This is a genomic window from Streptosporangium sp. NPDC002721, from assembly GCF_042888905.1.
Lineage (GTDB): Bacteria > Actinomycetota > Actinomycetes > Streptosporangiales > Streptosporangiaceae > Streptosporangium.
The window spans coordinates 70764-97420 of sequence record NZ_JBIAQI010000020.1; the positions used below are offsets into that span (position 1 = coordinate 70764).

Here is a 26657-nt window from a genome sequence, read left to right on the forward strand (position 1 = left end):
AACGGGGCATTTCCAATCCCCGAGACAGTACAGTTACGAATCGGGAAGTATACGCTTACCGTTACATTGGCCGGAGACAGAATCAGCCCGTGCGCCATTTCCTCATTTGATGTTACGTCTGGCGGTCATACAACGATAGACCCGTCGATAGGCCGAAAAGGGCGGTTGAGTGAGCCCGACATCGGCCCGAGATGGGAGTTGATCAGGTGAAATCACCCGAAAAGGGCGAGCAGGATAATCCCATCGACAATCCGGAGCGGCCGCCCGGGGAGCGCGGCAGGCTGGCGGGGCTGGACGGGATCCGCGGCGTCGCGGCCCTGTTCGTCGTGGTGCACCACTGCTGGTTGATGTCCTTTCCCGGGTATCCGGCCAACACGGGCCCGAGCTGGCTCGGCTGGCTGCTCTACGGGCACTTCGCGGTGGTCGTGTTCATCGTCCTGTCGGGTTTCTCCCTCGCCGTCTCGCCCGCGCGTTCGGGATGGCGGCTCGGCGACGTGCGCCGCTTCGCCCGGCGCCGCGCCTGGCGCATCCTGCCGCCCTACTGGGCCGCCCTGACGTTCAGCCTGGTGATCGCGTGGACCCTGGTCACCCAGCCGGGAGAGGGACCGCCCACGGCCAAGTCGGTGGTCGTGTACGGCCTGCTGCTCCAGGACGTCTTCGGCGCGCCCAGCCCCAACGGGGCCTTCTGGTCCATCGCCATCGAGGCCCAGCTCTACCTCGCCTTCCCGCTGCTGTTGCTGATCCTGCGCAGGGCGGGCGCGGCGGTGATGGTCGGGCTCGTCACCGCGGTCGTGGTGGCGATAGGACTGCTCGCGCCCGGCGTGCCCGCGGTGGACATGCTGATGCGGCTGACCCCCCAGTTCGCGGTGCTCTTCGCCCTGGGCGTGGTCGCGGCGGGTGTCGTCGGCGCGGGTGAGCGGGCCCGGCGGCTGCCCTGGCACTGGCTCGCGCCGCTCGCCGCGGCCCCGGTGCTGGCGGTGATCGTCGTGCGGGGTTCGGTCTGGACGGTGGCGCACTACTTCTGGATCGACATCGCGCTCGGCCCCTCGGTGGCCCTGCTGCTCGCGGCGGTGGCCACCGGCCGGCCGGCGCTCCTGGTCCGGGTGCTGGACCTGCGCCCGATCCGGGCCCTGGGCTCCTTCTCCTACACGCTGTACCTGATCCACGCCCCGATCGTGGTGGCCGTCCACCAGCTGGTCGTCACCCCTCGGGTGCCCGCCGGCCTTCCGGCGTTCCTGGTCGCCCTGGCACTGGCCGTACCGGTGACCCTGCTGGCGGCCCGCCTGTTCGCGGCGGTCTTCGAGCTGCCCTTCCAACGCCATCGCGACCGGGCCGCCCTGCTCGCGGCGGCCCGGACCACGCTGTCACGGAACCTCACCTCGGGCGGGTGAGCGCCTCGGCCTCGTACTCCAGCGCCAGTTCCTCCGGCATCGGATCGAGGTCCGCGCAGCGTACGAAGTCACGCAGGGTGGTTCCGGTGCACGCGGCGTCCACGTTCACCGCGCCCCGGCGCGCACGCACGTCGTCGATGTTCACCGACCGGAAGTCGATGCTGAAGCGGGTCCTGCCCGAGGTGTTGGGGACCGTCGAGTGCAGCTGGGCACCGGAGAAGAGCAGCACCCCACCGGGCTCGGGCACCACCCGCACCTGCGGGTCGAGCTCGATCGGCTCCTCGGGCCTGGGCTGCTCCCTGCTGTCGGTGCGCACGTGCCGGGCCGCGGTGAGCCTGCTGGTCCGGTTCCACTCGGCGTAGTCGTACCGGGCGCTGCCGTTGCGTACCGGGTGGTCGAAGTACCGGGGGTGGAAGGCCATCACGTTCTCCGGCACCACCGGGTAGATCGGGATCCACCAGTTGAGCTGGTTGAACGGCGCGGAGTACCAGCAGTCGCGATGGGGGTGGAAGGCGTAGGAGATACCGGAGGTGAGGTAGTCGTCGGAGGTGGAGGTCCGCAGCCGGGGAACGTCGAAGTAGGTCCGGTCGAGCGCGCAGCCGAGCTCCTCCAGGACGGCCGGCAGCAGCTTCTTGCACTCGGGGTGGTGGATGAACCGCGGCTTGAGGGTGGCGAGCAGGGCGGCGAACTCCTCGACCGGCAGGTCGAACTGGGCGGTCTCGGGATCGCGGTCCCCGAACGCCTCGGAGATCAGCTCCCGGGCGAGGTCGACGAGGCGGCCGGAGGAGGGCGTCGCGGAGTAGACGAACACCTCACCCCCGTAGAGCAGTCCCCTGCGGGTCTCGTCGTTCACGACGCTGTTGGAGAAAACTGTGGTCATCGCTGCACGGTCTCCCATTCACAAGGTGTGGATCTTGATCGGTGCCCTTCGAGGCGGTCAGCTCCCCGCCGGGGAGCGCCCCGGGGTACGGCCGGCGAGATCACCCGCCAGCCGCGCGAGCTTGCGGCCGCGGTGGGACACGGTCCGCCGCTGGCGGCGCAGGTACATCCGGTGCGCGGCGGCGCGGGCGCGATGGCGCTGCTCCGCGGTGAGGTCCCACTCGCGCAGCGTGCGCAGGATCTCCAGATACTGCAGGGTCGAGGAGAAGTACGCCTGCCAGCCGGGCACGCCCAGGCGCCGGCCGACCATGCCGATGCGTTCCGGCCGCCAGTTGCGGTGGGCGAGCACCTCGGGGACGTGACCCCACGGTCCGGCCAGCGCGAGCTTCGCGGCGAACACCTCGTCCTCACGGAGCATGTTGCGCCGGGGGATGTCCACCACGGGAACGCGCCGCATCAGGCCGTACAGCGGATCGATGAGCAGATGGCTCTCGTTGAGCATCCGCAGCATCTCGCCGAAGCGCTCGACCGGATCGTCGGAACGCAGTCCCGTGCCGTCGTAGGGGACGCTCTCGGTCACCCCGTCGGGGCCGGTGTAGGCCACCCCCGTGGTGACCAGGACGAGCCGTTCGTCCTCGGCCAGGACCCGCAGGGAGCGGGACACGCAGCCGGGATCCAGCCGGTCGTCGTCACCGACCCAGCGGAAGAACGTCCCCCGGGCGAGCCGGCCCACCCGGATGAAGTTGTTGAGCAGCCCGATGTTCTCCGGGTTCCGGTGGTAGGTGACCCGGCTGTCGGACTCCGCCAGGTCGCGGCAGTACTCCTCGGTCTCGTCCGTGGAGGCGTTGTCGGAGATCACCAGCTGGATGTTCTCGTGGTCCTGCGCCAGCACCGACCGGACCGCGCCCGCGAGCCTCGCGGCACCGTTGCGCACCGGCAGCCCGACGGACACCAGCGTGTCGGTTCCCACCATTTTTCTTCCTTCGTGTTCTGGATCGGTTCTCTCATCGGCGTCGACGCGAGCCGACGTCAGCGCGGGCGTGCGGGGATCAGCCCGGCCACCCGTCCGCCCAACTGCCTGAGCACCGCCCTCGGCACGACGACGAGGACGTAGACGAGCAGCCCGGCACCGCCCGCCACACACAGCTCGACGAACGGGAACCCGTCGGTCAGCCGGGCCAGCGACGCCATGACGACCGCCGCGAACGCGCCGCCGAGCAGCGGGCGCACCAGTGAGGAGGCCACGGGCCGCAGTTCCACCCCGGCCCGGTGCAGGGCCAGCGTCGCCAGCGGCAGCGCGACCAGGAGGGCGACCACCGCGTGGCCGATCGCCGCGCCGCGGATGCCGTCCAGCCGGGCGCCGGCCGCCAGCGCCGGCAGCAGCACCGCGACCCAGCTCAGGTTGAGCCAGACGGTGGCCCTGGTGGCACCGAGGGCCGCCAGGATGTCGGTCGTCAGGGCGGTCAGCATCCGCACGGCCATCACGACGGCCAGGAAACGCAGCACCTCGGCGGAGGGCGCCCAGCGCTCGCCGTACAGGAAGGCCACCATGGCGGGGGCGAGCGTCCCCATCGTCACGGCGACCGGCAGCACGATGGAGACCAGCAGCGGGACCACCCGCTGCACGCCGAGCGAGAGCGCCTTCGGATCCTCCTCGGCCAGCCGCGAGAAGCCGGGCAGCGCGACGTAGCGGACGGCGGTGCCGATCAGGCCGGGCACCCAGCTGGAGATGTTGAGCGCGAGCAGGTAGAAGCCGAGCAGCGTGGCCCCCAGCGCGTCGCCGACGATGACGGAGTCGGCGTTCAGCAGCACGCCCTCGATGCCGAGGCTCGCGCACAGCGGGAGTCCGAAGACCAGCAGTCGCCTGGCGACCGCGCGGTCGAGGCGGAGGCGGATCCGCAACCTGGCGAACACGACCACCAGCACCCCGGTGACCGAGGCGCCCGCGAGCTGGCCCCAGGCGAAGCTGAAGGCCCCGGCGCCGTTGAGGGCGAGCGTGATGGAGACCGTGGCGTTCACCAGGAATCCCACCAGGTTGGCCTTGGTGAGCCTGTCCTGCTCGAACCTGCGCAGCAGCGCCGCACTGCGTACGGCGGTGAGACCGTAGACGAGGTTGGTGGCGCCGAGCACCCGGATGACCCAGGTGGCCTCCGCGCTCCCGGACAGCTCCGCGAAGAACGGGGCGATCACCCAGAAGATCCCGTACAGGGCGGTGCTGGACACGATGGCCACGACCGTCGCGGTGGGCGCCATGTCCTCAAGCCTGCCCCGCCACTGCACCGTCGCCGCGATGACGCCCGCGTCGTTGACGTGGATGACGAACTGGCTGGCCGCCAGCGCGATGGCGAAGACGCCGAAGTCCTCCGGCACCAGCAGGCGGGCGAGGACCAGGCTCACGACGAAGGAGCCGGCCTTGATCACCAGGTTGCCCACCAGGCTCCAGCGCAGCCCGCGACCGGCCTGCTCGCCGATCGCCCCGACCCGCGCGGCGGCCTCTGCCCGGTCGCCGGGAGCGCCACCCGTCGCCGCCGGTTCCGCGTCCTGTCTCTGTTCCACCTGTCGCCTCTCAGCACCTGCCCGCCGAACCCGGTCCAGCACCTCGGTGTGCGCCGGACCGCCAGGCCGGCTCCTCGATCCGCTCGCCAGAATGTGCGCCGGACCGCTATGCGGGCCCCTCGATCCGTTCCAGCCAGATCTCCCGCCAGAAGGGGACGAACTCCCGGGGACAGCCGACGCTGTACGCGCCCGCGCAGACGACGCCCTCCAAGATGATGCAGGGGCTCTTCATCTGGAGCATCCGGCCGGTCTTCTCGTCGAGGCACCGGTCGACCCGGGAGAGCACCCGGGCCGTCTGCCCGCAGTAGCGGGACATCTCCTCCTCGAACCCCATGCCGCGGTTGAGCAGGTCCCGGTTGAGGGTCTTGACGATCTCCCGCTTGGACTTGATCCGGACGAGCTCTCCCGGCCGGAGGTCGAGCGTGGCGGTCGGCGTCCTGCCGACGGCCGTCCCCCGGACGAAGCCCCACTTGAGGCCGCCCCTGATCCGCAGCCACTTCGGCAGCACCCGTCCGCTGCGGTCCTGGAAACGGTTGAACAACCCGACGAGAACCGCGCGGAGCACGAAGACCGGGCCCGCGTTCCCGGTGCGCACGTCGGCGACGTACTGCCCGACGTCCTTGAACGGCAGGCAGGTGGGCGCGGCGCGCAGCAGCTCGGTCGCCTGGCAGGAGAAGCGCTCCTCCCCGTCGGGGCCGGGCTCCTTCCTGGTGGCGGCCTGCAGGATCGGCAGCAGGGGTCTTCCGTCCGCGAGCCCGGCGGTGGCAGGACCTGCGGGGGAGTCCGGGTCCACCCGCTTGAGCCAGGACTCCTTCCAGTAGAACTGGCAGGCCGTCTGGCAGCCGCCGTGCGCCTGCCCGTCGCAGCGGGCCCCGGTCAGGTGGACGGCGCGCTCCATCCGCCGCATGCCGCTGCGGCTGATCGTGTCGCAGAGCTTGTGCGCCACCTTGTGCACCGTGAGCCGCCGCCCGCAGAAGGCCAGCATCTCCGGCATGAAGGGCAGCTCGTCCAGCTCCCCCCGCTCGTCCAGCGTGGCCATGATCTCGGCCTCGCCGAGCACCTCCACCGTCTCGCCGACCCGGAGGTTGAGCGTTCCGGGACCCGTGCCGGTCCGTTGCAGTGTCATTTCCCGTACTCCTTGAGCAGTCCCGCGCCGCACAGCGCCCGTGCCGCGTCGGCCACCGCGGTGAAGGGAAGATCGGATCGTTCCGCGATGTCCAGGAGGCTGTGCCTCCCGTCGGAGAGGTTCAGCACCCACAACATCGCCATCTGGGCCTCCTTGGTGTCGCTGCGCCCGCCCAGCGATCCGTACAGGCCCCGCCTGCCCAGCTGCGGTTCCCCGTACGGGCTGAGGTTCAGGTACGCGCGGTTGCCCTCCAGCACCCGGGTGACCTCCCAGCAGGTCTCCAGGGTGTCGGCCATCGCCTCGTCGGAGACGAAGTCCGGGTCGTCGGCGGAGGTGTGGTACTCCGGGTAGCCCGCGTACGGGGTCCTGGTGAGCGAGCCGACGGGCAGGTCGAAGCCGGGCGAGCAGAACTGCCGCTCGTCGTAGCCGTACGGGGAGAAGTCCACGACCGTGTGCGCGCGCCCGGAACTGCGCAGGACGTGCCGCACGGCCCTGTCGATCTCGGCGTCGCCCCGCCTGCTGCGCTTGTACGTCAGCGGGCCGCGGTCTCCCGCGCAGGCCAGCACCAGGCCGTGCCTGATCCGCCCGGCGCGTTCCCGGTTGCGCGCCAGCCAGGTGATCGCACCGATGGTGCCCGGCGCGAACAGGAAGCGGTAGGTGTACCACGGGTCGGCCCCGGCCAGCCGCCGCGCGAGCCGGACCGCCACCGCGACGCCCGCCAGGTTGTCGTTGGCCAGCGAGGGATGGCACACGTGGCAGGAGACGAGCACCTCCTCGGCGACCCTGCCGGGCACCACGTGCTCGCCGTAGGTCAGGTGCCCGTCGGCGAGCGTGGAGTCGATCATGACCTCGTACGGCCCGTCGGGGAGGCCCTCCAGGGTGTCGTGGGCCAGGCAGAAGCCCCACGTCTCCGCGTAGTAGCTCGTGCGGTACGGGACGAGGGCGGGCTGCTCGGGAAGGGTGTGCAGGTGCCCGCGCAGCTCGTCCAGGGTCATGGTGGCCGACACCGGGACGCTGTAGCCGACCACGTGCAGGTTCGACGCGGCGAAGTCGACGACCCTGTTCCCCGAGGCGTCCTTGACGTAGGCGTCGCGGATGTTCCACTCCCTGGGCACCGTCCAGTCGAGGACCTGGGTGCCCGTCGGCACCTCGTGGACCCGCAGGCTGAGGGACTCCCCGACGATCTCCAGGGTGCGGCGCACGCCGTCGCCGGTGATGCTCCTGCAGAGCGGGTAGAGCCGCTCCACGAGCTCCCGCATCTCACCCGCCTCGCCGCCGCTCACCGTCTCTTGAGCCTCGTCACCGGCCGTCCCCGAAGCCCGGCTCCCGTCCCCCGGAGTTCCCTCGCCGCTCACCGCCCCCGACGCCCGGCTCCCGTCCCCCGCCCCCGGAGCCCCCTCGCCGCTCACCGTTCCCGGCGCCCGGCCGCCGGTGTCACCCGCCACCGTTCACCGCCCCGCGTGGTCGCAGCGCCCCGTCGACGGTTCCGGCCTCGCGGCGGGCCGACAGCCAGGCCAGCCTGGTGAAGTGGAGCCGGAAGCCGTCCTCGGTCAGGCCGAACCGCTCGTACGCCTCGGTCAGCTCAATCGCGCCCGCCTTCACCGTCCACAGCGCCCGGTAGCCGGGGAGCGCGTCCCGGATCCGGGAGAAGTCGACCCGGTAGGAGCGCGGGTCGGCCCCGGTCTCGCCGGTGATCACGACCCGGGAGCCGGGCACCGCCTCGGCGACCTCGGCGGCGATCTCCGCCACCGTCACGTTGTTCTCCTCGGTGCCGACGTTGAACGCCCTGGCGTGGACCGCCTCGCGCGGGGCGGTCAGTGCCATGGCGAAGGCGTTCGCGATGTCGGCGGCGTGCACCAGCGGGCGCCACGGGGTGCCGTCGGACAGCACCTTGACCTCCCCGGACAGGAGCGCGTGCCCGACGAGGTTGTTCAGCACGATGTCCGCACGCAGCCTGGGCGAGAACCCGAACGCGGTGGCGTTGCGCAGGAACACCGGGCTGAAGTCGCCGTCGGCCAGGTCGAGCAGGTCGTTCTCCACCCGGACCTTGGAGTCGGCGTACGGGGTGACCGGGCGCAACGGAGCGTCCTCGTCGACCAGGTCCGAGCCGGAGGCGCCGTAGACCGAGCAGGTGGAGGCGTACAGGAAACGGCGCACGCCCGCGTCCCGGGCCAGCCGGGCCAGCCGTACCGCGGCGCGGTGGTTGATGTCGTAGGTCAGCTCGGGCGCCAGCGCGCCCAGCGGGTCGTTGGACAGCGCGGCGAGGTGCACCACCGCGTCCACCCCCGCCAGCAGCCCGGGGGTGACGTCCCGAAGGTCGAGGGCGTATCCGGGCGGGTCGTCGGGCGCGGGGCCCAGCACGCGTCCGGCGAAGAGCCCGGAGTCGAGCCCGGTCACCTCGTGGCCCTCGGCGGCGAGCGCCGGGGCCATCACACTTCCCAGGTAGCCCTGGTGCCCGGTCAGCAGCACGCGCATCCGGTTCAGCCTCCAGCCAGATCTAAGGTCAGCTTGTTGACGTGGAACCCCTCGGCGTAGCGGGCGTGGCACTCGATCCCGCGGATGCGGGCCAGTCCCAGGAACGCCTCGCGGTCGTACCAGGAGCGGTGCCGCTGGGAGGGGTAGTGGCGGTGCAGCAGGCCCACCTTCGCCTCGGCCACCTCGGGCGTGAGCGGCTGGTAGGCCGAGGGCCGCCCGAGGTCGCCGTCCCACTTGGCGATCTCGTAGCCGAGCACCTGGTGGTCGCGGAAGGCCGTGGGCACCAGCCTGGCCAGGCCCCGGTGGTCCTGGTGGGCGTCGGCGGGGTTCGGCGCGAACAGCAGGTCCGGGTCGGTGCGCGCCCGCAGTTCCTCGACCGCCTCCTTCGCCTCCTCCCAATGCGCGGGCAGCCGCCCGTCGGGCAGCTTGAGCACGGTGAGCCGCAGGTCGGCGCCGGGACAGAAGGCGGCCAGCGCCGCGCGTTCCTCGTCCTCCCGCTCGGTCCCGCCGCCGGAGAGCACCAGGGCGTCCACCTGGACGCCGGGGCGCGCGGAGCAGAGGGTGAGCAGGCTGCCGCCCGCCCCGATGGCGAGGTCGTCGCAGTGCGCGGCGAGCAGCGCGATCCGGCCCGTCCCGGCCGGCCGGAACCGGATCACGTGGCCGTCACCGCCGCGGGCTCGCGTTCCCACAGCGCCCAGGGCCGGTCGCCGCGCGAGTAGGCCTCGTCGAGGGCCACCCGCTCCTTCACCGTGTCGGTCGGCCGCCAGTAGCCCCGGTGCGGGTAGGCGAGCATCCTGCCGCGCTTGGCCAGCTCGGCGCAGCCGTCCGCGACCAGGTCGCCGCCCACCGGGATGTGGTCGAAGATCTCCTGGCGGAGCACGAAGTACCCGCCGTTGACCCAGAGCGGCATCTCGCTGACCGGGGTGATCCCGCCGACCGTGCCGCGCTCCCCCAGCTCGATGCAGTGGAAGGTGTCGGAGGGCGGCACCACCATCATCGACGCGCCCGCGCCCGACCGGGTGAAGCGCTCCACGATCTCCGGCAGCGGCGCGTCGGTGAGCACGTCGGCGTAGTTGGCCAGGAACATCTCCTCGCCGTCCAGGTGGTCGCGGACCCGGCGCAGCCGCTCGCCGATCGGCGACGCGATCCCGGTCTGCACGAACGAGATCGACCAGTCGGAGATGTCGGTGGACAGCAGCTCGACCCTGCCCCCGCGCAGCACGAAGTCGTTGGACGTCGTCTCCTGGTAGTTCAGGAAGAAGTCCTTGATGTGGTGCGCGCCGTATCCCAGGCAGAGGATGAACTCGGTGTGCCCGAAGTGCGCGTAGTAGCGCATCACATGCCAGATGAGCGGCCGGGGCCCCACGAGCTGCATGGGCTTGGGCGCGTCACCGGGGGTGCCGTTGCGCATCCTGGTGCCGTATCCGCCGCAGAAGAGAACGACCTTCACGGGTTCACCTCGACGATCTCCAGGTTGGGGATGGGGAAGACCAGCCGGCCTCCCCAGTCGTGTACGAAGGACAGCTGGCCGACGAGTTCCTCGCGGAGGTTCCACGGCAGGACCAGCACGTAGTCGGGCCGCTCCTCGGCGAGCCGCTCGGGCGGCAGGATCGGTACGCGCGTGCCGGGGGTGAACCGGCCGTGCTTGTACGGGTTGCGGTCGACGGTGAAGCGGAGCAGGTCGGGCCGGATGCCGCAGTGGTTGAGCAGGGTGTTGCCCTTGCCCGGCGCCCCGTAGCCCGCGACGGTCCTGCCCTCGCGGGCGGCGTCGAGCAGGAAGCCCAGCAGGTCGCGCCGCACCCGCGCCACCCGCTCGCCGAACTCGGCGTACCCGGACAGCTCGTGCAGGCCGGCGGCCTTCTCCCTGGCGAGCAGCGCGGCCACCCGCTCGCTCGGCTCGCGTTCCCCCACGGCCTCCACCGGCCTGGCCCACAGGCGGATCGAGCCCCCGTGCGTGGGCAGCGACTCGACGTCCACGAGCGCGAGCCCGCCGGTGGCGAGGGCGCGCTGGGCGGAGGCGACCGTGTAGTACTGGAAGTGCTCGTGGTAGATCGTGTCGTACTGGTTACGCTCCATCAGGGTGAGCAGGTGCTGGACCTCGACGGAGACCCAGCCGTCGTCGGCCACCAGGGCGCGCAGCCCCCGGGTGAACCCGACGACGTCCGGGATGTGGGCGTAGACGTTGTTGGCCACCACCAGGTCGGCGGGCCCGTGCTCCACGCGCACCGAGGCGCCGGTCTCCGGGCCGAGGAACGCCGTGAAGGTCGTCACCCCGGCGTCCCTGGCCGCCCGGCCGACGTTCTCCGACGGCTCGATGCCCAGGCAGCGGATGCCCCGCCCGACGACGTGCCGCAGCAGGTACCCGTCGTTGCTGGCCACCTCGACCACGAACGACCCCGCCCCCAGCCCGAGCCGGTCGACCGCCCCGTCCACGAACTCCCGCGCGTGCTCCACCCACGAGGTGGAGTAGGAGGAGAAGTAGGCGTACTCGGTGAAGGTCTCCTCCGGCGTGATCATCGGCGGGATCTGCGCCAGCCAGCAGCCGGTGCAGACCCGCAGGTGCAGCGGGTAGGTGACCTCGGGCTCCTCCAGCTGCCGCTCGGTGAGGAACCGCTCGCAGGGCGGTGTCGCCCCGAGGTCGACGACGCTGGCGAGGCTCGTCGAGCCGCACAGCCTGCAGGTTGTCATGAATGCGCTCCCTCGCCGCGTGACGCGGTCCGACTCTTCTCCGACCGGGTCCCTCTCGTGCCCCGCCGCCGGGGCCCGCCGGGCCCGTCCCCCCTAGCCCGCCGCGAGCACATGGGACTCCCTCAGCGCCTCTCTCCAGTGCCGCATCGGCGGCAGCCCGGCCGCGCGCCAGCCGCCGTGTCCCAGCACGCTGTACGCGGGCCGGGGCGCGGGGCGCGGGAAGTCCTTGGAGGAGACCTCGGTCACCCGGGCGGGGTCGGCGCCGAGCAGCGTGAAGACCTCCCCGGCCAGGCCGAACCAGCTCGTGTGGCCCGAGTTGGTGGCGTGGTAGACGCCGGGCGGCGCCTCGCTCCGGACCAGGTCGACGATCCTGGCCGCCAGGTCCCCGGCCCAGGTGGGCTGGCCGCGCTGGTCGCCGACGACGTCGGGATCCGCCCCCTCCCCTTCCAGGCGGGCCATCGTGCGGACGAAGTTGTGGCCGGTCGCGGCGTACAGCCAGGCGGTGCGCACCACGTAGCCGCCGCGCGGCAGCACCTCCAGCACGGCCCGTTCGCCGGCGAGCTTGGTCCTGCCGTACGCGTTGACCGGGCAGGGCCGCGCGTCCTCGGGATAGGGGTCCAGCGCGGTGCCGTCGAAGACGTAGTCGCTGGAGGGCTGGATCAGCCGCGCGCCCGTGTGGCCGCACGCCTCGGCGAGCGCGCGGACCCCGGTGCCGTTGACCGCGAGCGCCTCGTCCTCTCGCGTCTCCGCCTCGTCGACGGCGTTCCACGCGGCGCAGTTCACCACGACGTCGGGCCGCAGGGCCGTGACCAGGCGGTGCGAGGCGGCGGCGTCGCGAAGGTCCAGCTCCCGCCTGCCGAACGCGAGGACGAGCTGCCCCTCGGCGCCCAGGCGGGCCGTCAGCTCGGTCCCGAGCATGCCGGAGGCCCCAATGATCATCCAGCGGGTCATCCGGTCTCCCCTCCCCGCCGCCCACCCGCCGGACCGGCCGAACCAGGTGAACTCCCCGGGCCGGGCGGGCCGTCGTCCGCCTCCACGGCCGCCTCCCACCAGCCCGGGTTGTCCTCGTACCAGCGGACCGTCTCCGCCAGGCCCCGCTCGAACGGCACGGACGGCCGGTAGCCGATCGCGCGGAGCCGGGAGTCGTCCAGGGAGTAGCGGCGGTCGTGCCCCTTGCGGTCGGGGACGCGCTCGACCATGTCCCACCCGGCGCCGCAGGCCTCCAGGAGGCGGGCGGTGAGCTCGACGTTGCTCAGCTCCGCCGTACCGCCGATGTGGTAGACCTCGCCGGGCTCGCCGCACTCGGCGACGAGGCGGATGCCCGCGCAGTGGTCGTCGACGTGCACCCAGTCGCGGACGTTGCCGCCGTCGCCGTAGAGCGGGACCCCGCGCCCCCGCAGGAGGCGGGTGACGAAGCGCGGGATCAACTTCTCCGGGTGCTGGCGGGGACCGTAGTTGTTGCCGCAGCGTGTGATGGAGACCGGCAGGCCGTGGGTGACCGCGTACGCCTGGGCGACCATGTCGCCGCTCGCCTTGGCCGCGGAGTAGGGCGAGCGCGGGCTGAGCGGCGCGCTCTCGTCCCAGGACCCCCTGTCGATCGACCCGTACACCTCGTCGGTCGAGACCTGCACCACCCGCGGGGTGCCCGCGTCCAGGCAGGCCTGCATCAGCGCCTGCGTGCCGAGGACGTTGGTCCGTACGAAGTCGGCGGCACCGTCGATCGACCGGTCGACGTGGGACTCGGCGGCGAAGTTGACGACGAGGTCGTGCCCGGGGACCAGGCCCGCCAGGAGCTCGCCGTCACAGACGTCGCCGTGCACGAAGTCGTGGGGCGTCCCCTCCAGGTTGGCCGGGTTTCCCGCGTAGGTGAGCTTGTCGAGGACCGTCACGGCGGCCCCGCTCGCGGCGACCACGCGGGCGAAGTGGGAACCGATGAAACCAGAACCACCGGTGACCAGGACTTTCATCGAATACCTCCAGTGTGGAGACTCCGGGGTTCGGTCTTGGGAGAAACGTCGGGAGAGAGCCCGGGGGAAGCCTTGGGAGAGACCTTGAGGGGGGCCTTGGGAGGGGCTTCGAAGGGGGCCGGTCCGCGCGGACGAGGACCCTCCGGCTCCGGCCGTGGGATGGATGTCAAGAACTGATCTGGACCTTGCTGTGATCGCCCAGCACGAGACGGTGGGCTCTGGGGGTGGTGGGTGCGGGGGTGACCTCGACGTCGTGGCCGATGAGGGAAGCCTCGATCCGCGAGACCCCGGCGATCGACGACCTGGGCAGGACAATCGAGTACTCGATCTCGCTGCCGTCGACCGCGCAGCCCGCCGCGATCGAGGTGAAGGGGCCGATGTAGCTGTCGCGGACCCGGGCTCCGGGACCGATGATCGCGGGCCCGACGACGCGGGACCGCTCGATCTCGGCGCCCGGCTCGACGACCACCCGGCCGATCAGCTGGCTGGCGTCGTCGACCAGGCCGTCCACCCGGGGCTCCAGGGACTCCAGCACCAGCCGGTTCACCTCCAGCATGTCGGTGACGTCGCCGGTGTCCTTCCAGTAGCCGGAGATGACGGAGGAGTCGACCCTCCGCCCACTGGAGATCAGCCACTGGACGGCGTCGGTGATCTCCAGCTCTCCCCGCCACGAGGGCTTGATCTCGGCCACCGCCTCGTGGATCTCGGCGGTGAACAGGTAGACGCCGACCAGCGCGAGGTCGCTCTTGGGGACGGGCGGCTTCTCCTCCAGCCCGGCCACCCGGCCGGTGGCGTCGAGCTCGGCGACCCCGAACTGCCGGGGGTCCCCGACTTTGGTGAGCATGATGTGGGCGGCGGGCCGCTCGCGGGCGAAGCGTTCGACGACGTCGTCGATGCCGCCGACGATGAAGTTGTCGCCGAGGTACATGACGAAGTCGTCGTCGCCGAGGTAGTCGCGGGCGACGAGCACCGCGTGGGCCAGGCCCAGCGGCGCCCGCTGGCGGATGTAGGTGACCTCCAGGCCGAACGCGCGTCCGTCGCCGACGGCCGCCTCGATCTCGGCGTGCGTGTCGCCCACGACGATCCCGATCTCGCGGACGCCCGCGGCGGCGATGGCCTCCAGGCCGTAGAAGAGGACGGGCTTGTTGGCGACGGGTACGAGTTGCTTGGCGGAGGTGTGGGTGATCGGCCGCAGCCGGGTGCCCGATCCTCCGGCGAGCACGAGCGCTTTCACTAGTAGGCCCCTTCTCCGCCGGTCACGGCGCTCCAGGTCTTCCAGAGGATCTGCAGGTCCAGGAAGAGAGACCAGTTCTCGACGTAGCGGAGGTCCAGGCGGACCGACTCCTCCCAGGTCAGGTCCGAGCGGCCGCTGACCTGCCACAGGCCGGTCATGCCGGGTTTCACGACCAGGCGGCGGCGCACGTCCGCGCCGTACTGCCTGACCTCGTCGGGCAGGGGCGGGCGCGGGCCGACGAGGGACATCTCACCGCGCAGCACGTTGAGCAGCTGGGGCAGCTCGTCGAGGGAGTATCGGCGCAGGAAGGCGCCCACGCGGGTGATCCTTGGATCGTTCCTAATCTTGAACAGGACGCCGTCGAACTCGTTCTCCCGCTCCAGGTCGATCTTGAGCTGCTCCGCGTCGACCACCATCGTGCGAAATTTCACGACGCGGAACTCCACGCCTCCCTTACCCACCCTGACCTGGCGGAAGAGGGCGGGTCCCGGGCTCGTCGCGCGGATCAGCGCGGCGATCACCAGCATCGGCATCCCCAGCGCGAGGAGGGCGAGGCCCGCCCCCGTCCGGTCGAACAGGCTCTTCGCCAGCCGCCGGGCACCGCGGAAGTCGGGGTGCTCGACGTGCAGGAGCGGCATGCCGGCGACCGGGCTGATGCTGATGCGCGGGCCCGCCACGTCCATGAGGGCGGGCGCCACGAACAGGTCGGTGCGGGCGTCCTCCAGCCCCCAGGCGAGCCTGCGCAGCGCCGCGCCGTCCAGTTCCGGACAGGCCAGAACGGCGACGGCGTCGGCGTTGACCTCGGCCACCACCGTGGCGACGTCGGAGAAGTTGCCGAGGACCGGAACCCCGTCGACCTCCACCAGGTCGGGCCCCGCGGGCAGGCACGCGGCGACGACGGTCATGCCGTGGTAGGGCTGCCTGCGCAGTTGCATCACCAGGTCGAGCACCGACTCCCGATGGCCGACGGCGACCATGTGGCGCATGTGGTCGCCGCGCGAACGCCCGCGGTGCAGCCGCTTGCGCATCCGGTAGCGGAAGAAGAGGGTGAGGGCGAAGGCGAGGGGGAACATCGCCATGACAAAGCTGCGGGCGATCGGAGTTTGCGTGATGTACGCGCCGATCGCGACCGCCGCCGTCAGGCCGGCGGCACCGTTGAAAACCGCTCGGAATTCATCCGTTCCCTCGCCGTGCGTACGCTTGCGATAGGCGCCCCCCGACGCCAGGGCCAGCGGCCAGACCAGGGCGAGGCCGAGCCCGAGCAGGGCCTCGGTCTCCGGGATAAAAGCACCGAACCATAACCGAACGCCCAGAACGGCCCCGCAGGCGACCACGGAACACGCGATGTCTCCGGCAAGCAGAATACGGGCATAAGAGCGCGTCCAAATGCCCGGAGCAGTGCGTGCGGGACCTTTGAGAAGACCGACGGTGAGCTCCTCGGTTTCTACTCTCATATCACCCCGTCCCCCCCAAGACGCTCAGGCGCGACCGCATAAGGTGCCGCGCATCTCATTCAATGGTTGACAGTATTCCCTTATGCATCAGGAGCGTGGATACCCATGGAAATCCTAGTGATCACCAATGAGTAGGGGAATACCGGCCACTGTCCACTATTGGCCGAACTACGGAGAGATGGCATCTTGACGGAACGGTCCAAACGTGTAACTTTGACCGCCACATATTGGAAATAATCGGAAATTAGTCGTATTCAAAATCCGGCAGAGCCGAAGGTGGTTCGGGGCTGCGCCATACGACGACGTAATCCTCCCGCGCCGACTCCACCGCCGCACCGAGCCGGTCGAGGTCGAAATCCGGGAGATACCGGAGACGGGCGAGGAAGGTCGCGTCGGTCGCCGAGTCGGGCACGACACACCCCTGACCTGCCCGGTCGAGAAGGATGTACAGAATGTCCGAGTCTGTGTCGCCCGCTACCCGCACCTCGACGACGTCCTCCCACGCGAGGGCGTCGACGCTGCCGTCCGCGTAGTGACGGGTCACGCCTTCTTCGGTGACATATACGTAGGAGTCCGGCACTGCGTTGCCGTGCATGGGCGCGATTGTGACGACTTCAGGGCTCCGGGTGCAATAGAGCCATGCAAGTCGAGTCCCTAATGATCGCCCCAGCTGTGGTCGAGGTGCCCGGCGACCGCCTCCCTGGCGGCCTTCCCGGGCCCCCGGCCGATCGCGTCGAGCAGGTCCCGGTGCTCGGCGACCAGCACGTGCCGGTCGGGATAGACCGAGCGCAGCCTGACCAGGCCGAGCCTGGTCTCGGCGGCCAGCATGCCGTAGAGCCGCTCCAGGCGGGGGCTGCCGACCGCGACGACCAGCGCCTGGTGCAGGGCCATGTGCTCGGCCACCGTCTCCGACCAGGGGGCGTCGGCGGGCAGCGCGGCCATCCGCGCCAGCGCCGCGTCGGCCTCCGCGACCCGCCGCCCGGCCAGCGAGGTGGCCATCAGGTCCTCCAGCGGGCGCCGGACGAACATCAGGTCGTCCAGGTCGGCCACGGTCACCTCGGCCACCTGGGCGCTGCGGTGCCGCTCGCGCCTGAGCAGCCCCTCGTGCACGAGCACGGCGAGCGCCTCGCGGACGGTCGGGCGGGCCACCCCGTACAGGGCCGAGAGCTCCTGCTCCGGCAGCGTGGTGCCCGGCGGGATCTCGCCGGACAGCACCCGCCGGCGCAGGGCGTCGGCGAGCGCGCCGACGGCGGAGACGGGATGGAGCGGGAGGGTCACGCCGACGACCCTATTGCCCTCCGGCCCCGGCTTCCCTGACGGACGCGCTCGGGCAGGGAGACCGCGACCAGGCTGGCGCCGAGCAGGACGAGCCCGGCGACCGAGGCGGGCGCGAGCCGCTCGCCGAGCACGACGACGCCGAGCAGGGCCGCCACCGCGGGCTCGGCGAGGGCGAGGGTCGCGGCGGTCGCGACCGGGGTCGTGCGCAGCCCCCTGCCGTACAGGAAGTAGGCCAGCGCGGTGGTGGCGCAGCCCAGGTAGAGGGCGGTGAGCAGGCCGCGCGGCTCGGCCAGCCAGCCGATGCCCGTCCACAGCAGGACGGGCGCCATGACGACGGCGGCCCCGCCGAACATCAGTCCCATCACCGCGTCGGAGGGCGCCCCCACGCCGATCGCCCGCGCCGCGGTGACCGCGTAGGACGCGTACAGCAGGCCGCCGAGCAGCGCGAGCAGGACACCGTCGGCCCGCACCTCGCCTCCCCCGCCGGTGAGCACGGCGCAGCCGGCGATCGCCACCGCGGTCGCTCCCGCCCAGCGGAGGCCGGGCCACGCGCGGTCGAGCAGCCAGGACAGCAGCCCGGTGAAGACGGGACCGCTGCCGATGGCGACCACCGTGCCGACGGCCACCCCGGTCCTGCCGACCGCGGCGAAGTAACACAGCTGGTACGCGGCCACGGCCACCGCCGCCGCCACGAGCGGGCCCGGCCGCGCCCTGCCCCCGGGAGAGCCCCCGGAAGAGCCTCCGGGGGAGCCCGCGAGGGCGCCGCCGGGGAGGAGCAGGAGCCGGGCCGCGGGGGCGGTGGCGATCGCGAGGACCAGGCCGCCGATCACCAGGCGGGCGGCGGCCAGGGAGACGGGCTCGACCCCGGTGACGAGCAGGCCCGCGGTTCCCGCGGTCCCCCAGAGCACGGCGGCCCCGATCACGGCGATTCTCATGGGCCGATTGTAGGCAGATTGTATGACAACCAGACAATCCAATAAGGAGCAGAAGGCGAGGAGGACACGCCCGGCACCCCGTTTTCACGGGTCGGCGCGCGGGTAGTTCGGCGGGGTGAGATGTCCGAGAAGGAGCAAGAACCAGCAGCTCAGAGGGCACGACCGGACACAGGCTCCGGGCGTCGCCCGCGAGAGGACCAGTACGGGCGCACCCGGCCGGGGGCGAGGATGACCACGGTCTCCAGGGGGACGTTCCGCCACGGGGCGGCCGACGAGGTCGACTCCATGCTCGGATCCGCCACACCCCACCCGCTGGACGGCGCGAGGATCACCACCTCCGCCGAGGCGATGGACGCGATCATCGAGGCCCTCGACCTGCCCGACCATTTCGGGCACAACCTCGACGCGCTCTACGACGTGCTCACCGACCTGTCATGGTTGCCGCCGGGCGAGCACCTGCTGATCTGGTCGGAGCCGTCGACGCTCCGGGCCGGGGACCAACCGGCCTACGACGCGATCCGGACCGTTCTCTCCGAGGCGGTCGCCGACGGAGCGGCGGGAGAGTCCTTCCTGTCGGTCCTGATCCTGACCGACTGAGCCGTCGCCACGCAGTGGGCGCAGAACGCGCCGTCCCTGCCCGCCGGACAGCTGCAGTGCCAGACAAGCGCCCCCTCGACGAGCCGGAACTCGACGCACGCGGCGCCGTCGTCGACCTCGGCGGTCACCCTCGGCGGGCTGAACCGGACCAGCTGCACCGCGCCCGCCCCGGCCAGCTCACCACCGCGCGCCAGCGCCGCCCGGTCGGCGCGCTCGGCCTCGGCTTCGATCAGGTCCGCGATCTTCTGCATCGTTGACCCCTCTCCTCTCCAAGAGAGACGTACGCGAGGAGTCGGCGGTTCCGAACCAACAGATCGCGATAAATCATCTCAATGTGACTCACGTGCATGCCTGGTCCCAAGTGACCCACATTGCTATGTTTGGCCATTGTCAACCACGCATCTCAAGGTGTGCGAGGTATTATGGCCACCCGAAAATACTCAATCAGGGTAAAGATTTTTACCTTACTCCTGGTACCCATTATATCCCTTGTCGTGATTTGGGTATTTGCGGCCAACCTCACGGTCCAGGACGGGCAGCAGCTGCTCAAGATACGTGGCGGTTACGAGCACGTGGTGGTGCCCGCCAGGAAGGTGACCACCGCGCTCCAGCATGAGCGGCTGCTGTCACTGTCCGTCCTGGGGGACGTCGGCGTATCGCGCACGGAGCTGGACGCCCAGCGCCTGCGGACGAACGCCGCCCGGGCCGAGCTGGACCGCCTCACCACCGCGGTGCGCCCCGACATCGACCCCGCCACCTGGGGACGCCTGAGCCGGCTCCTCGCCTCGCTGGACCGGCTCACCGAGATCCGCAGCGGGGTCGACACCCGTACCGAGACCAGACTGCGGACCCTCGACGCCTACAGCGGGATCGTCTCGGCCGCCTTCGACGCCTACGAGAAGATCCGGATCTCCGCCGACGTCGAGCTGAGCGACCAGACGCGGGCCATCGTCACGATCGGCCGGAGCCGCGAGATGCTCAGCCAGCAGGCCGCGCTGATATCCGGAGCCGTCGTCGAGGGGGCCATGCCCCCCGCGGAACGCGCGAGGTTCGGCCAGCTGGTCACCGGCCGCAGGCTCCTCTACTCCATGGGCTTCGACCAGCTCGACTCCGGGTTCCAGTCCCTCTACACCCCCCTGCGCGACTCCTCCGACTACTCCTCCTTCGAGAGGATCGAGGACGCCATCACCGCCTCGGCCGTGCCCGAGCCGTCCTGGGCGGGTATCGCCGCGCGGGTCTCCGACGACTTCGACAGGCGCGCCGGGGATGCCGGCAGGCGCATCAGCGAGCGGTCCATGCCCCTCGCCAGGGACATCATGGTCCAGATCGGCCTCGCCGGGGGGCTCGGCCTGGTCGCGGTCGGGCTGTCCGTCTTCGTGTCGGTACGGTTCGGCCGGAGGCTCGCCGGCGAGCTCGTCGGCCTGCAGAACGCGGCCCTCGACCTCGCCGACAGGCGGTTGCCGGACGTGGTCCGGCGGCTCCGCCGGGGCGAGGACGTCTGCTCCGAGGCCCCCGAGATCAAGGTCGGCGACACCGCCGAGGTCGCCGGGGTCGCCGAGGCGTTCTCCTCCGTGCAGCGGACCGCGGTCGAGGCCGCCGTCGGCCAGGCCGAGATGCGCAAGAGCGTCAACAAGGTCTTCGTGAACCTGGCCAGGCGCAGCCAGTCCCTGCTGTACCGGCAGCTGGCCATGCTGGAGGCGATGCAGCGGCGGGCCGACGACCCGGCGACCCTTGAGGACCTCTTCGGCCTGGACCACCTGACCACCCGGATGCGCCGCCACTCCGAGGGCCTGATCATCCTGTCCGGCGCCGCTCCCGGCCGGGGGTGGCGGAACCCGGTCACGATCTACGACGTGGTCCGCGCCGCCGTCGAGGAGGTCGAGGACTACCCGCGCGTGACGATCGGCGTCCCGCACGGCCCGTCCGTGATCGGCGCGGTCGCCACCGACGTGATCCACCTCGTCGCCGAGCTGGTCGAGAACGCCGCCGTGTTCTCTCCCCCGCACACCGCCGTACGCGTCCACGGCGACCTGGTCGCCAAGGGCTACGCCATCGAGGTCGAGGACAGGGGGCTCGGCATCTCCGCCGAGGAGACGGCGCGGCTCAACGCGCTGCTCGCCGACCCGCCGGAGTTCGACCTGGCCGACAGCGACCGGCTCGGCCTCTTCGTCGTCGCGCAGCTCGCCGTCCGGCACGGCATCCGCGTCTCCCTGCGGCCCTCCCCATTCGGCGGCACCACGGCGATCGTGATGCTCCCGAGCGAGCTGGTGGTCGAGCCCGCCGATCCTCGGTTCACCTACTCGGTCGAGGTCGAACGGCTGCCCGAGGCCGACGACGGACTGCCCAGGCGGGTGCGCCAGACCGTACCCGCGGAGCGGGCCGCCGCCGGCACCCCGGGGACCCGCGAGGGCGGGACGGGCGAGGGCGCCGTCCCGGGCGACGCGTTCGGGACGGCCCGCGACGGATGGCGGAGCACCGGGCGGGAGGGTGGACCGTGACAGCGGAGCGCTCACCCGGCCAGGAGGCCGGTCCGGTCGTCCGCCCCTACACGATGACCCGCGGCCGGACCAGGCACGCCGGAGCCCATCTCGACCTGATGGCCGTGGTGGTGGCGGTCAGGGCACCCCACCGGGAGCTGCAGCCCGAGCACCTGTCGATCCTGGACGCCTGCCGGACGCCGATCCCGGTCATCGAGCTGGCCGCGCGGACCGCCCTGTCCGTCGGGGTGCTCCGGGTCCTCCTCGGTGACCTGCGTGACAGCCATCTGATCACCGTACGGCCGCCCGCGCCCCCGTCCGCGACCCCCCGCGAGCGCCTGCTCCGCGACCTGCTCGCCGGGCTCAGAACCCTCTGAACCCTCTGAACCTTTTGGACCCTTTGCACCCTTTGGACCCGGCCCCGCCTTCGTGGTCGGTGGCCGGGGCGGGCGTGCCGGTCAGTCGGTGGCCAGGCGGGCGTGCCGCTCCACGTCGTGGCGGACGCCCTCGTAGCTCAGCTTGGCCCGCTCGATCCCCTCCGGCAGGAACCCGGCCCTGGTGGCCACCGCGCAGGAGGCCTCGTTGGCGACCCGGTGTGCCAGCTCCAGGCGGAACAGCCCGCGCTCCTTGAACGCCCACTCGGCCATCATCCTGGTGGCGGCCACCGCGACACCCCGCCCCCTGGCGCGCGGGAGCGTCCAGTAGGAGACCCAGCCGGTGTCGTGCGCGTCGATGTTGCTCACCGCGACGTTCCCCACGACCTCGCCGTTGGACACCACGGCGAACGCCCGCGCGTCGTCGCGGAACCCCCAGACCCCCATCCACTCCAGCGCCGCCTGGGCGGTGTCGATGGGCCGGGCCGCCTGCTCCGCCATGTCCGGGGAGCTGAACGCGTCGAGCACCACCGGCATGTCGTCGGGCCGCCATCCGCGCAGCTCCACTTCCGTCACCCGTGCAGGGTAGTGCCCGGCGACCTGCCCGTGAAGCGCGCCGGCGACCGGATCGGGTACGGGAGGGACAGGTGGTGTGAGAGCGGTTTCACCGGCGCCGGGACGGCCCTCCCGACGGCTGTCCGGCCCTACCGCCCGGCTCCGGGCCGCTCACCTGCCTCGATCGGAGAAGGGGCCGGACAGCGCCGCCCACTGCAGCAGCATGATGGTCTTCGCGTCGGCGATCTCACCCGAGGCGATCATGCCCAGGGCCTTCGCGAAGGGCAGCTCCACCACCTCGATGTCCTCTCCGTCGTCGGCGAGCCCCCCGCCGTCGGAGGTCCGCCGGTCCGCGCTGTAGGGGGCGGCGAAGAAGTGGACGCGCTCGGTCACCGAGCCGGGGCTCATGTAGACGTCGAAGACGTGCTCCACCTCCCCGATGTCGTAGCCGGTCTCCTCCGCGGCCTCCCTGCGGATCGCGGTCTCCGGGTCGTCGTCGTCGAGCAGGCCCGCCGCCGTCTCCAGCAGGAGCCCGTCGGGATGGCCGTTGACGTAGACCGGGTAGCGGAACTGCCTGGTCAGCAGCACGGTCGCCCGCTCGGCGTCGTAGAGCAGCACCGTCGCGCCGTTGCCCCGGTCGTAGGTCTCCCGCTGCTCGGTGCTCCAGCCGCCGTCCCTGCGCCGGTAGTCGAACGTCGTCTTGCGCAGCACGTACCAGCTGGACGAGAGCAGCCGCACCTCCCGCACCCGGACCCGGGGGTTGCCGGTCAGGTCCAGCCCCGCCCTGTCCAGTCCCGTACGACCCCGCCCGTCCGGGACATCCACCCCGGGTACCTCACCTGACACCGGCTCCCCACCCTCCTCTTGACACCGCGCCGCCCACCGGTACGGCCCGTCCGGCCGGGCCACCGCCCGGTAGGGGGTGGGCCGCCGAAGGACAAGTCTGCACTAATAGGCGAGAAGGCCCACGAACCATCACGCGTACGGGGTGGACGAGGACATGGCCCGCAGTGACGCGGGGACGTCGGGGTCGAGGGAGAACGCGCCCGCGAGGCCGGTGATCGTCAGGATCCGTCCCAGGACCCCGTGGACACCGGCCAGCCGCAGGCAACCCCCCGCCGCGACCGCGCGCCGCTGGAGTTCGAGCATGATCCACAGGCCGGTGGAGTCGCAGAACCTCAGGCCGGTGACGTCGAGGACCAGACGGCACACCCCGTCGTCCAGCTGCGCGACCATGACGTCACGGAGCCGAGGGCCGGACAGCTTGTCCAGCTCACCGGTGAGCGCGATCACCGAGGCGCCCTCATGTCTGTGGACCGAGAGATCAAGCCGCGTCGTCATCCCCCACGATCCTTAGGCCGGTTGCGTCGAGGCTATTTTAAAGATCTTGGTGAGAAGAGGCTCTCCGGCTAACCGCAACACGCCCGTAAGTGAATCGCGCCCTGGACATGGCCCACGGCTCTCACGTCGGGAAATCGTCCACATCGGATCGTGGGTCCCAGATAGATCTAGGACTTGCGGGGCACTCAGCAGCTATGAGCGACGATTCGGAGAGCCGCGACTTCATCGGGAAGGGGTTCGGCAACGAACTCTCGGGCCGGCCCAAGACAATGGGAGAGATAGCCGTGAACCTGGCGGTCAGCGAATCACTCGCCAATCACGGCCACCACGCGCTGGTCAACGCCCACGAGGCGGCGGCGAGCAGCCACCAGCTCATGGCCGAGGCGGGTGTCGGCGATGTGGACGAGCACCTGGACCTGGCGCGGTGGCACCGCTGGTGCGCCATCGTCGAGGATCAGCTGGCCGACGAGGCGGACCAACGGACCCCCGCCAGACGGAACAAGGAAGGCTGATCCCGGCGAGCGCCCCGGGAACACCCGGGGGCGGGGCGGCGCGCACCCACGTCTCCACCTGCTACCGGTGGGAGGCGCGGTCACGGTGAAGGTGACCGCGCCTCCCACCGGTGTGCGAACGGCCCCGGGAACGATCACGGGAACCGTCCGGGGAGCCTTCCGGCTACGCGGTGTTCCGGTTCACCTCCCGCAGCACCCCGCCGTGGAGGGAGCAGGCTCCCTGGATCCCGCCCGACAGGCTCACCCTGTTGTCCTTGCACATGACCAGGTAGCCGGTCCCGTTGCGGAAGTTCTCGATGCACGGGAAGACCTGGCAGGCGTCGGTCGCGGGCGGGTACACCCTGGCCCCCGTGGAGCAGAACGTGAACCCGTAGGGGTTGGGGGGCGCGTTGCAGAGCGGTCCGGTCACCGTCGCGGAGGGCGTGACGGAAGGGGTCGGGGTGGGTGTGAGGGTGGGTGTGGGGGTGACGGTGACCGTCGCGGTGGCGGTGACGGTCGCCGTCGCGGTGGCCGTCACGGTCGCGGTCACCGTGGTGGTCACGGTCTCGGTGATCGTGACCGTGGTGGTCACGGCCGGGGCGGTGGGCCGTACGGTGACGGTCACCCGGGGCGCGGGGGTCGTCCGCGCCGGCTGCGGCGTCTTCACGGAAACAGAGGATTTACCGCTTTTCTTATAGGTGCCGGTACCGAGATATGTTTCGTGCCAGGCCGTCCGCCCGGCATTCACCGACAGGACGGCCGTCACCGTCCGGCACTTCTTCTTCACGCAGACACGTTGTTTCACGGAGAAGCGTCTGGTGGTGTCGTACCCGCTCGTCACCTGCACCCTGAGGTAGGACTTGCCCCCGGCCTTCGTCACGGAGGTCTTGACCACCCGCTTGTCCGTCGCCGTGGGAGCGGCGTTCGTCCCCTTGTCCACCAGGGCGGAGGCGCCGGCCGCCCCCTTCTCCGCCTCCAGGAAGCTCCTGATCGCCCGCCTGTCCGTACTCGCGCCGGGACCTGTGGCGGAGCTCACGGCCGAGGCGGAGAAGGTGTCCCGGACGTCGATGGCACCCAGCCAGCCGATGACGGCGATCAGGGTGCCGACGGCCGCCACGGACAATATGAAAACTCTCATACCACCACAAATGTCCCGTATGTCAGAATTGGGCTGATAAATAAATTATCAGCACTTATATCACTTCTCTCCGTTGATTTCAGCCGAACGGAACGTCCCGACGACCCGCGCTTTCATCGGCGGAAGGCCCCGGGACCGGCGCCTTCCACCGACGGGCTCTCCTCTCGCCCTCCCGTCAAGTCGTCCTCCCGTCAAGGAAGCAGCAACCCCCAGTAGAGGGCCCACGGGACGAACGCCGCTCCACCGGCGAGCAGGAGGCCGAGCCGCACGCCCTCCCCTCGCGGCACCGAGCCTCGGGCGCGGCGCCAGGCCAGCGCGGTGAGGGCCGCCGCGACCACGGAGACCACCGCGAGGGCCTGCAGCGCCAGCCAGAGCACCGGGCGTTCCGCCACCACGGGCCCCGGAGCGGCCAGCTTGCCTCCGGTCATCACCAGGTAGAACAGGTAGGAGAACGACCCGAGCACCGCCGCGAGCCCCGAGGCGCCGACCAGCCACGCGGGCCCGGTCGGCGAGGGACGCGGCCGGCCGCGCAGGCGCCGCACGAGGGCGACCACCGGGTAGGCGGTGAAGGCGACGAGGATCAGCAGCAGGACCGCCAGCTGGACCGGCGCCGACTCCCACGGGGCGGAGGGGTCCACCGGCACGGTCCGCGAGGCCTGCACGGGAGCGGGCCCGGACGTCCCCGACGCCGGCGGCCTGCCCGCCGTGACGTCGCCGACCCAGGAGCCGACCAGCTCCGCGTAGCCGGGGGCGAGCTCGGGCGACCGGGTGACGCCGCCGTCGGGAGTCCGGTGCGCGGCGTGATCCGCCCCGGCGAAGAAGCGGAACGTGTAGTGCCGGTTGCCTCCCTTCTCCAGTGCCCTGGCGAAGAGCGGCGGGCTCTCCTCCGGCGGGGTCAGCAGGTCGTGCGTGCCCCAGATGGCGAGCACGGGCTGGCGCACCTTGGCGATCGTCGGCCCGGGGTCGTAGTACGGCTCGGGGAACATGCCGCCGTCGGCGATCGTCCGGTACAGGTTGAACTCGGCCCGGTCGATCAGCGACCCCGACACCCCCGCCTTGCGCAGCCCGGCCGCCACGGCCCAGGTCTGCTGCCGCAGCGGTGACACCCCGTTGGCGCCCACGAGCACGACGAAGGCGATGTCGCTCGACCGCGCCGCCGCGATGGGAACCACCCAGCCGCCCTCGCTGAGCCCCCACACCCCGACCTTCGCCGGGTCGACGCCCGGCTGGGAGCGGAGGACGGCCAGGGCGCCGAGCGCGTCGTCGGCGAGCAGCGGGTAGGAGCGCTCGAAGAGCGAGTAGTCCTTCGAGCGCTTGTCGTAGATCAGCACGGACATTCCCTGGCGGGCGAACGCGACGGCCTCGGCCATCAGCTTCTCGCGGGGCGTGCCGGTGCCCGCGCCGTGCACCAGGACCATGCCGGGCCGCGCGGACCCGGCACCGGCGGGCGAGACGACCGTGCCGCGCATGGCGAGGCCCCCGCCGCCGCGGAAACCCACCTCCGTCGCCACGAGGTCGGACGGAACACTCGGGGCCCCGGTTGTCGAAGCCACGGCCGTTGAAGCCACAGCCGGGAGGACCGTGGCCGAAGGGACCGAGGGCGCGGCCCCGGACACGGGCCCGGACGCGGCGGCGGAGACGGGAGCTGTGGACGCGGTCCTAGACGCGGCGGCTGCGGCGGAGACGGGGGCTGTGGACGTG

27 protein-coding genes are annotated in these 26657 nt (G+C 71.4%); 5 read left to right on the forward strand and 22 right to left on the reverse strand.

From position 1 onward, the window contains the following. Positions 1-206: 206 nt before the first annotated feature. On the forward strand, positions 207-1391 hold the full coding sequence (locus ACFYWM_RS27750) for an acyltransferase family protein (RefSeq protein WP_389919097.1): 1185 nt from the start codon (positions 207-209) through the stop codon (positions 1389-1391). On the opposite strand, the gene ACFYWM_RS27755 is transcribed toward ACFYWM_RS27750, so the two are convergent. From ACFYWM_RS27755 to ACFYWM_RS27830, 16 genes are all read right to left on the reverse strand, one after another. Continuing rightward, the gene (locus ACFYWM_RS27755; RefSeq protein ID WP_389919100.1) at positions 1375-2271 is read right to left on the reverse strand and encodes a hypothetical protein; all 897 of its coding nucleotides are present in this window, start codon (positions 2269-2271) and stop codon (positions 1375-1377) included. The two genes, ACFYWM_RS27750 and ACFYWM_RS27755, sit on opposite strands and share 17 nt — an antisense overlap. Positions 2272-2328: 57 nt before the next feature. Next, positions 2329-3243: a glycosyltransferase family 2 protein gene (locus ACFYWM_RS27760; RefSeq protein WP_389919103.1), complete on the reverse strand. Its 915-nt coding sequence runs from the start codon at positions 3241-3243 to the stop codon at positions 2329-2331. A gap of 56 nt (positions 3244-3299) precedes the next feature. Next, the gene (locus ACFYWM_RS27765) at positions 3300-4826 is read right to left on the reverse strand and encodes an oligosaccharide flippase family protein (RefSeq protein ID WP_389919106.1); all 1527 of its coding nucleotides are present in this window, start codon (positions 4824-4826) and stop codon (positions 3300-3302) included. A gap of 106 nt (positions 4827-4932) precedes the next feature. Beyond that, the gene (locus tag ACFYWM_RS27770; protein ID WP_389919109.1) at positions 4933-5952 is read right to left on the reverse strand and encodes a hypothetical protein; all 1020 of its coding nucleotides are present in this window, start codon (positions 5950-5952) and stop codon (positions 4933-4935) included. Continuing rightward, positions 5949-7397 carry a DUF4910 domain-containing protein gene (locus ACFYWM_RS27775; protein ID WP_389919112.1) on the reverse strand — a complete coding sequence of 483 codons (1449 nt, stop codon included), beginning with the start codon at positions 7395-7397 and terminating at the stop codon, positions 5949-5951. Before ACFYWM_RS27775 ends, ACFYWM_RS27770 begins: the two co-directional genes overlap by 4 nt. Further along, on the reverse strand, positions 7387-8427 hold the full coding sequence (locus tag ACFYWM_RS27780; protein WP_389919115.1) for an NAD-dependent epimerase/dehydratase family protein: 1041 nt from the start codon (positions 8425-8427) through the stop codon (positions 7387-7389). Before ACFYWM_RS27780 ends, ACFYWM_RS27775 begins: the two co-directional genes overlap by 11 nt. A 5-nt stretch (positions 8428-8432) precedes the next feature. Then, the gene (locus ACFYWM_RS27785) at positions 8433-9083 is read right to left on the reverse strand and encodes a PIG-L deacetylase family protein (protein ID WP_389919118.1); all 651 of its coding nucleotides are present in this window, start codon (positions 9081-9083) and stop codon (positions 8433-8435) included. Then, positions 9080-9877 carry a sugar phosphate nucleotidyltransferase gene (locus ACFYWM_RS27790; RefSeq protein ID WP_389919120.1) on the reverse strand — a complete coding sequence of 266 codons (798 nt, stop codon included), beginning with the start codon at positions 9875-9877 and terminating at the stop codon, positions 9080-9082. The genes ACFYWM_RS27785 and ACFYWM_RS27790 overlap by 4 nt, the downstream gene beginning before the upstream one ends. Then, entirely contained in the window at positions 9874-11115 is a 1242-nt protein-coding gene (locus ACFYWM_RS27795; RefSeq protein ID WP_389919123.1) for a class I SAM-dependent methyltransferase, read from the reverse strand. Before ACFYWM_RS27795 ends, ACFYWM_RS27790 begins: the two co-directional genes overlap by 4 nt. 93 nt (positions 11116-11208) lie before the next feature. Then, positions 11209-12066, reverse strand: coding sequence for a dTDP-4-dehydrorhamnose reductase (gene rfbD, locus ACFYWM_RS27800; protein ID WP_389919126.1), 858 nt, complete (start codon positions 12064-12066; stop codon positions 11209-11211). After that, the gene (gene rfbB / locus ACFYWM_RS27805) at positions 12063-13082 is read right to left on the reverse strand and encodes a dTDP-glucose 4,6-dehydratase (protein ID WP_389919128.1); all 1020 of its coding nucleotides are present in this window, start codon (positions 13080-13082) and stop codon (positions 12063-12065) included. Before rfbB ends, rfbD begins: the two co-directional genes overlap by 4 nt. A gap of 166 nt (positions 13083-13248) precedes the next feature. Beyond that, positions 13249-14316: a glucose-1-phosphate thymidylyltransferase gene (locus ACFYWM_RS27810; RefSeq protein ID WP_389919131.1), complete on the reverse strand. Its 1068-nt coding sequence runs from the start codon at positions 14314-14316 to the stop codon at positions 13249-13251. Next, the gene (locus tag ACFYWM_RS27815; protein WP_389919134.1) at positions 14316-15770 is read right to left on the reverse strand and encodes a sugar transferase; all 1455 of its coding nucleotides are present in this window, start codon (positions 15768-15770) and stop codon (positions 14316-14318) included. Before ACFYWM_RS27815 ends, ACFYWM_RS27810 begins: the two co-directional genes overlap by 1 nt. 244 nt (positions 15771-16014) lie before the next feature. Next, positions 16015-16365 (reverse strand): hypothetical protein, encoded by a 351-nt coding sequence (locus ACFYWM_RS27820; RefSeq protein WP_389919136.1) that lies wholly within the window; start codon positions 16363-16365, stop codon positions 16015-16017. 59 nt (positions 16366-16424) lie between these two features. Further along, complete coding sequence (locus tag ACFYWM_RS27825) at positions 16425-17048, reverse strand: GntR family transcriptional regulator (protein ID WP_389919139.1); 624 nt, start codon at positions 17046-17048, stop codon at positions 16425-16427. Next, positions 17045-17983 (reverse strand): DMT family transporter, encoded by a 939-nt coding sequence (locus tag ACFYWM_RS27830; RefSeq protein WP_389919141.1) that lies wholly within the window; start codon positions 17981-17983, stop codon positions 17045-17047. Before ACFYWM_RS27830 ends, ACFYWM_RS27825 begins: the two co-directional genes overlap by 4 nt. Before the next feature lie 228 nt (positions 17984-18211). Here ACFYWM_RS27830 and ACFYWM_RS27835 point away from each other — a divergent pair, with 228 nt between their 5' ends. Continuing rightward, the gene (locus tag ACFYWM_RS27835) at positions 18212-18580 is read left to right on the forward strand and encodes a barstar family protein (RefSeq protein ID WP_389919144.1); all 369 of its coding nucleotides are present in this window, start codon (positions 18212-18214) and stop codon (positions 18578-18580) included. On the opposite strand, the gene ACFYWM_RS27840 is transcribed toward ACFYWM_RS27835, so the two are convergent. Continuing rightward, the gene (locus ACFYWM_RS27840) at positions 18490-18831 is read right to left on the reverse strand and encodes a hypothetical protein (RefSeq protein WP_389919147.1); all 342 of its coding nucleotides are present in this window, start codon (positions 18829-18831) and stop codon (positions 18490-18492) included. The genes ACFYWM_RS27835 and ACFYWM_RS27840 overlap by 91 nt on opposite strands. A 243-nt stretch (positions 18832-19074) precedes the next feature. Here ACFYWM_RS27840 and ACFYWM_RS27845 point away from each other — a divergent pair, with 243 nt between their 5' ends. Both ACFYWM_RS27845 and ACFYWM_RS27850 read left to right on the forward strand, forming a co-directional pair. Next, positions 19075-21078, forward strand: coding sequence for a nitrate- and nitrite sensing domain-containing protein (locus ACFYWM_RS27845; RefSeq protein ID WP_389919150.1), 2004 nt, complete (start codon positions 19075-19077; stop codon positions 21076-21078). Then, entirely contained in the window at positions 21075-21434 is a 360-nt protein-coding gene (locus ACFYWM_RS27850) for a DUF742 domain-containing protein (protein WP_389919152.1), read from the forward strand. The genes ACFYWM_RS27845 and ACFYWM_RS27850 overlap by 4 nt, the downstream gene beginning before the upstream one ends. A gap of 81 nt (positions 21435-21515) precedes the next feature. Here the strand turns inward: ACFYWM_RS27850 and ACFYWM_RS27855 are convergent, their stop codons facing one another. From ACFYWM_RS27855 to ACFYWM_RS27865, 3 genes are all read right to left on the reverse strand, one after another. Further along, complete coding sequence (locus tag ACFYWM_RS27855; RefSeq protein WP_389919155.1) at positions 21516-22007, reverse strand: GNAT family N-acetyltransferase; 492 nt, start codon at positions 22005-22007, stop codon at positions 21516-21518. Between the two features lie 150 nt (positions 22008-22157). Then, on the reverse strand, positions 22158-22811 hold the full coding sequence (locus ACFYWM_RS27860) for an NUDIX domain-containing protein (protein ID WP_389919158.1): 654 nt from the start codon (positions 22809-22811) through the stop codon (positions 22158-22160). Positions 22812-22961: 150 nt separating this feature from the next. Further along, entirely contained in the window at positions 22962-23327 is a 366-nt protein-coding gene (locus tag ACFYWM_RS27865) for an STAS domain-containing protein (protein WP_389919160.1), read from the reverse strand. 194 nt (positions 23328-23521) lie between these two features. On the opposite strand from ACFYWM_RS27865, the gene ACFYWM_RS27870 reads away from it, so the two are divergent. After that, positions 23522-23839, forward strand: a complete 318-nt coding sequence (locus tag ACFYWM_RS27870; protein WP_389919162.1) for a hypothetical protein — start codon at positions 23522-23524, stop codon at positions 23837-23839. Between the two features lie 163 nt (positions 23840-24002). Here ACFYWM_RS27870 and ACFYWM_RS27875 read toward each other — a convergent pair whose 3' ends face one another. Continuing rightward, on the reverse strand, positions 24003-24935 hold the full coding sequence (locus ACFYWM_RS27875) for a hypothetical protein (RefSeq protein ID WP_389919164.1): 933 nt from the start codon (positions 24933-24935) through the stop codon (positions 24003-24005). 212 nt (positions 24936-25147) lie between these two features. Then, positions 25148-26467, reverse strand: a complete 1320-nt coding sequence (locus tag ACFYWM_RS27880) for an alpha/beta hydrolase family protein (RefSeq protein ID WP_389919166.1) — start codon at positions 26465-26467, stop codon at positions 25148-25150. Between the last annotated feature and the right edge of the window lie 190 nt (positions 26468-26657).

Bases quoted from the DNA above. Each gene is read 5' to 3' on its own strand.
- rfbD (WP_389919126.1), bottom strand. From the start codon at position 12,066: ATGACCCGCTGGATGATCATTGGGGCCTCCGGCATGCTCGGGACCGAG.
- ACFYWM_RS27815 (WP_389919134.1), bottom strand. From the start codon at position 15,770: ATGAGAGTAGAAACCGAGGAGCTCACCGTCGGTCTTCTCAAAGGTCCC.
- ACFYWM_RS27870 (WP_389919162.1), top strand. From the start codon at position 23,522: ATGAGCGACGATTCGGAGAGCCGCGACTTCATCGGGAAGGGGTTCGGC.
- ACFYWM_RS27780 (WP_389919115.1), bottom strand. From the start codon at position 8,427: ATGCGCGTGCTGCTGACCGGGCACCAGGGCTACCTGGGAAGTGTGATG.
- ACFYWM_RS27770 (WP_389919109.1), bottom strand. From the start codon at position 5,952: ATGACACTGCAACGGACCGGCACGGGTCCCGGAACGCTCAACCTCCGG.
- ACFYWM_RS27835 (WP_389919144.1), top strand. From the start codon at position 18,212: ATGACCACGGTCTCCAGGGGGACGTTCCGCCACGGGGCGGCCGACGAG.
- ACFYWM_RS27795 (WP_389919123.1), bottom strand. From the start codon at position 11,115: ATGACAACCTGCAGGCTGTGCGGCTCGACGAGCCTCGCCAGCGTCGTC.
- ACFYWM_RS27760 (WP_389919103.1), bottom strand. From the start codon at position 3,243: ATGGTGGGAACCGACACGCTGGTGTCCGTCGGGCTGCCGGTGCGCAAC.
- ACFYWM_RS27830 (WP_389919141.1), bottom strand. From the start codon at position 17,983: ATGAGAATCGCCGTGATCGGGGCCGCCGTGCTCTGGGGGACCGCGGGA.
- ACFYWM_RS27755 (WP_389919100.1), bottom strand. From the start codon at position 2,271: ATGACCACAGTTTTCTCCAACAGCGTCGTGAACGACGAGACCCGCAGG.
- ACFYWM_RS27865 (WP_389919160.1), bottom strand. From the start codon at position 23,327: ATGACGACGCGGCTTGATCTCTCGGTCCACAGACATGAGGGCGCCTCG.
- rfbB (WP_389919128.1), bottom strand. From the start codon at position 13,082: ATGAAAGTCCTGGTCACCGGTGGTTCTGGTTTCATCGGTTCCCACTTC.
- ACFYWM_RS27820 (WP_389919136.1), bottom strand. From the start codon at position 16,365: ATGCACGGCAACGCAGTGCCGGACTCCTACGTATATGTCACCGAAGAA.
- ACFYWM_RS27840 (WP_389919147.1), bottom strand. From the start codon at position 18,831: ATGCAGAAGATCGCGGACCTGATCGAAGCCGAGGCCGAGCGCGCCGAC.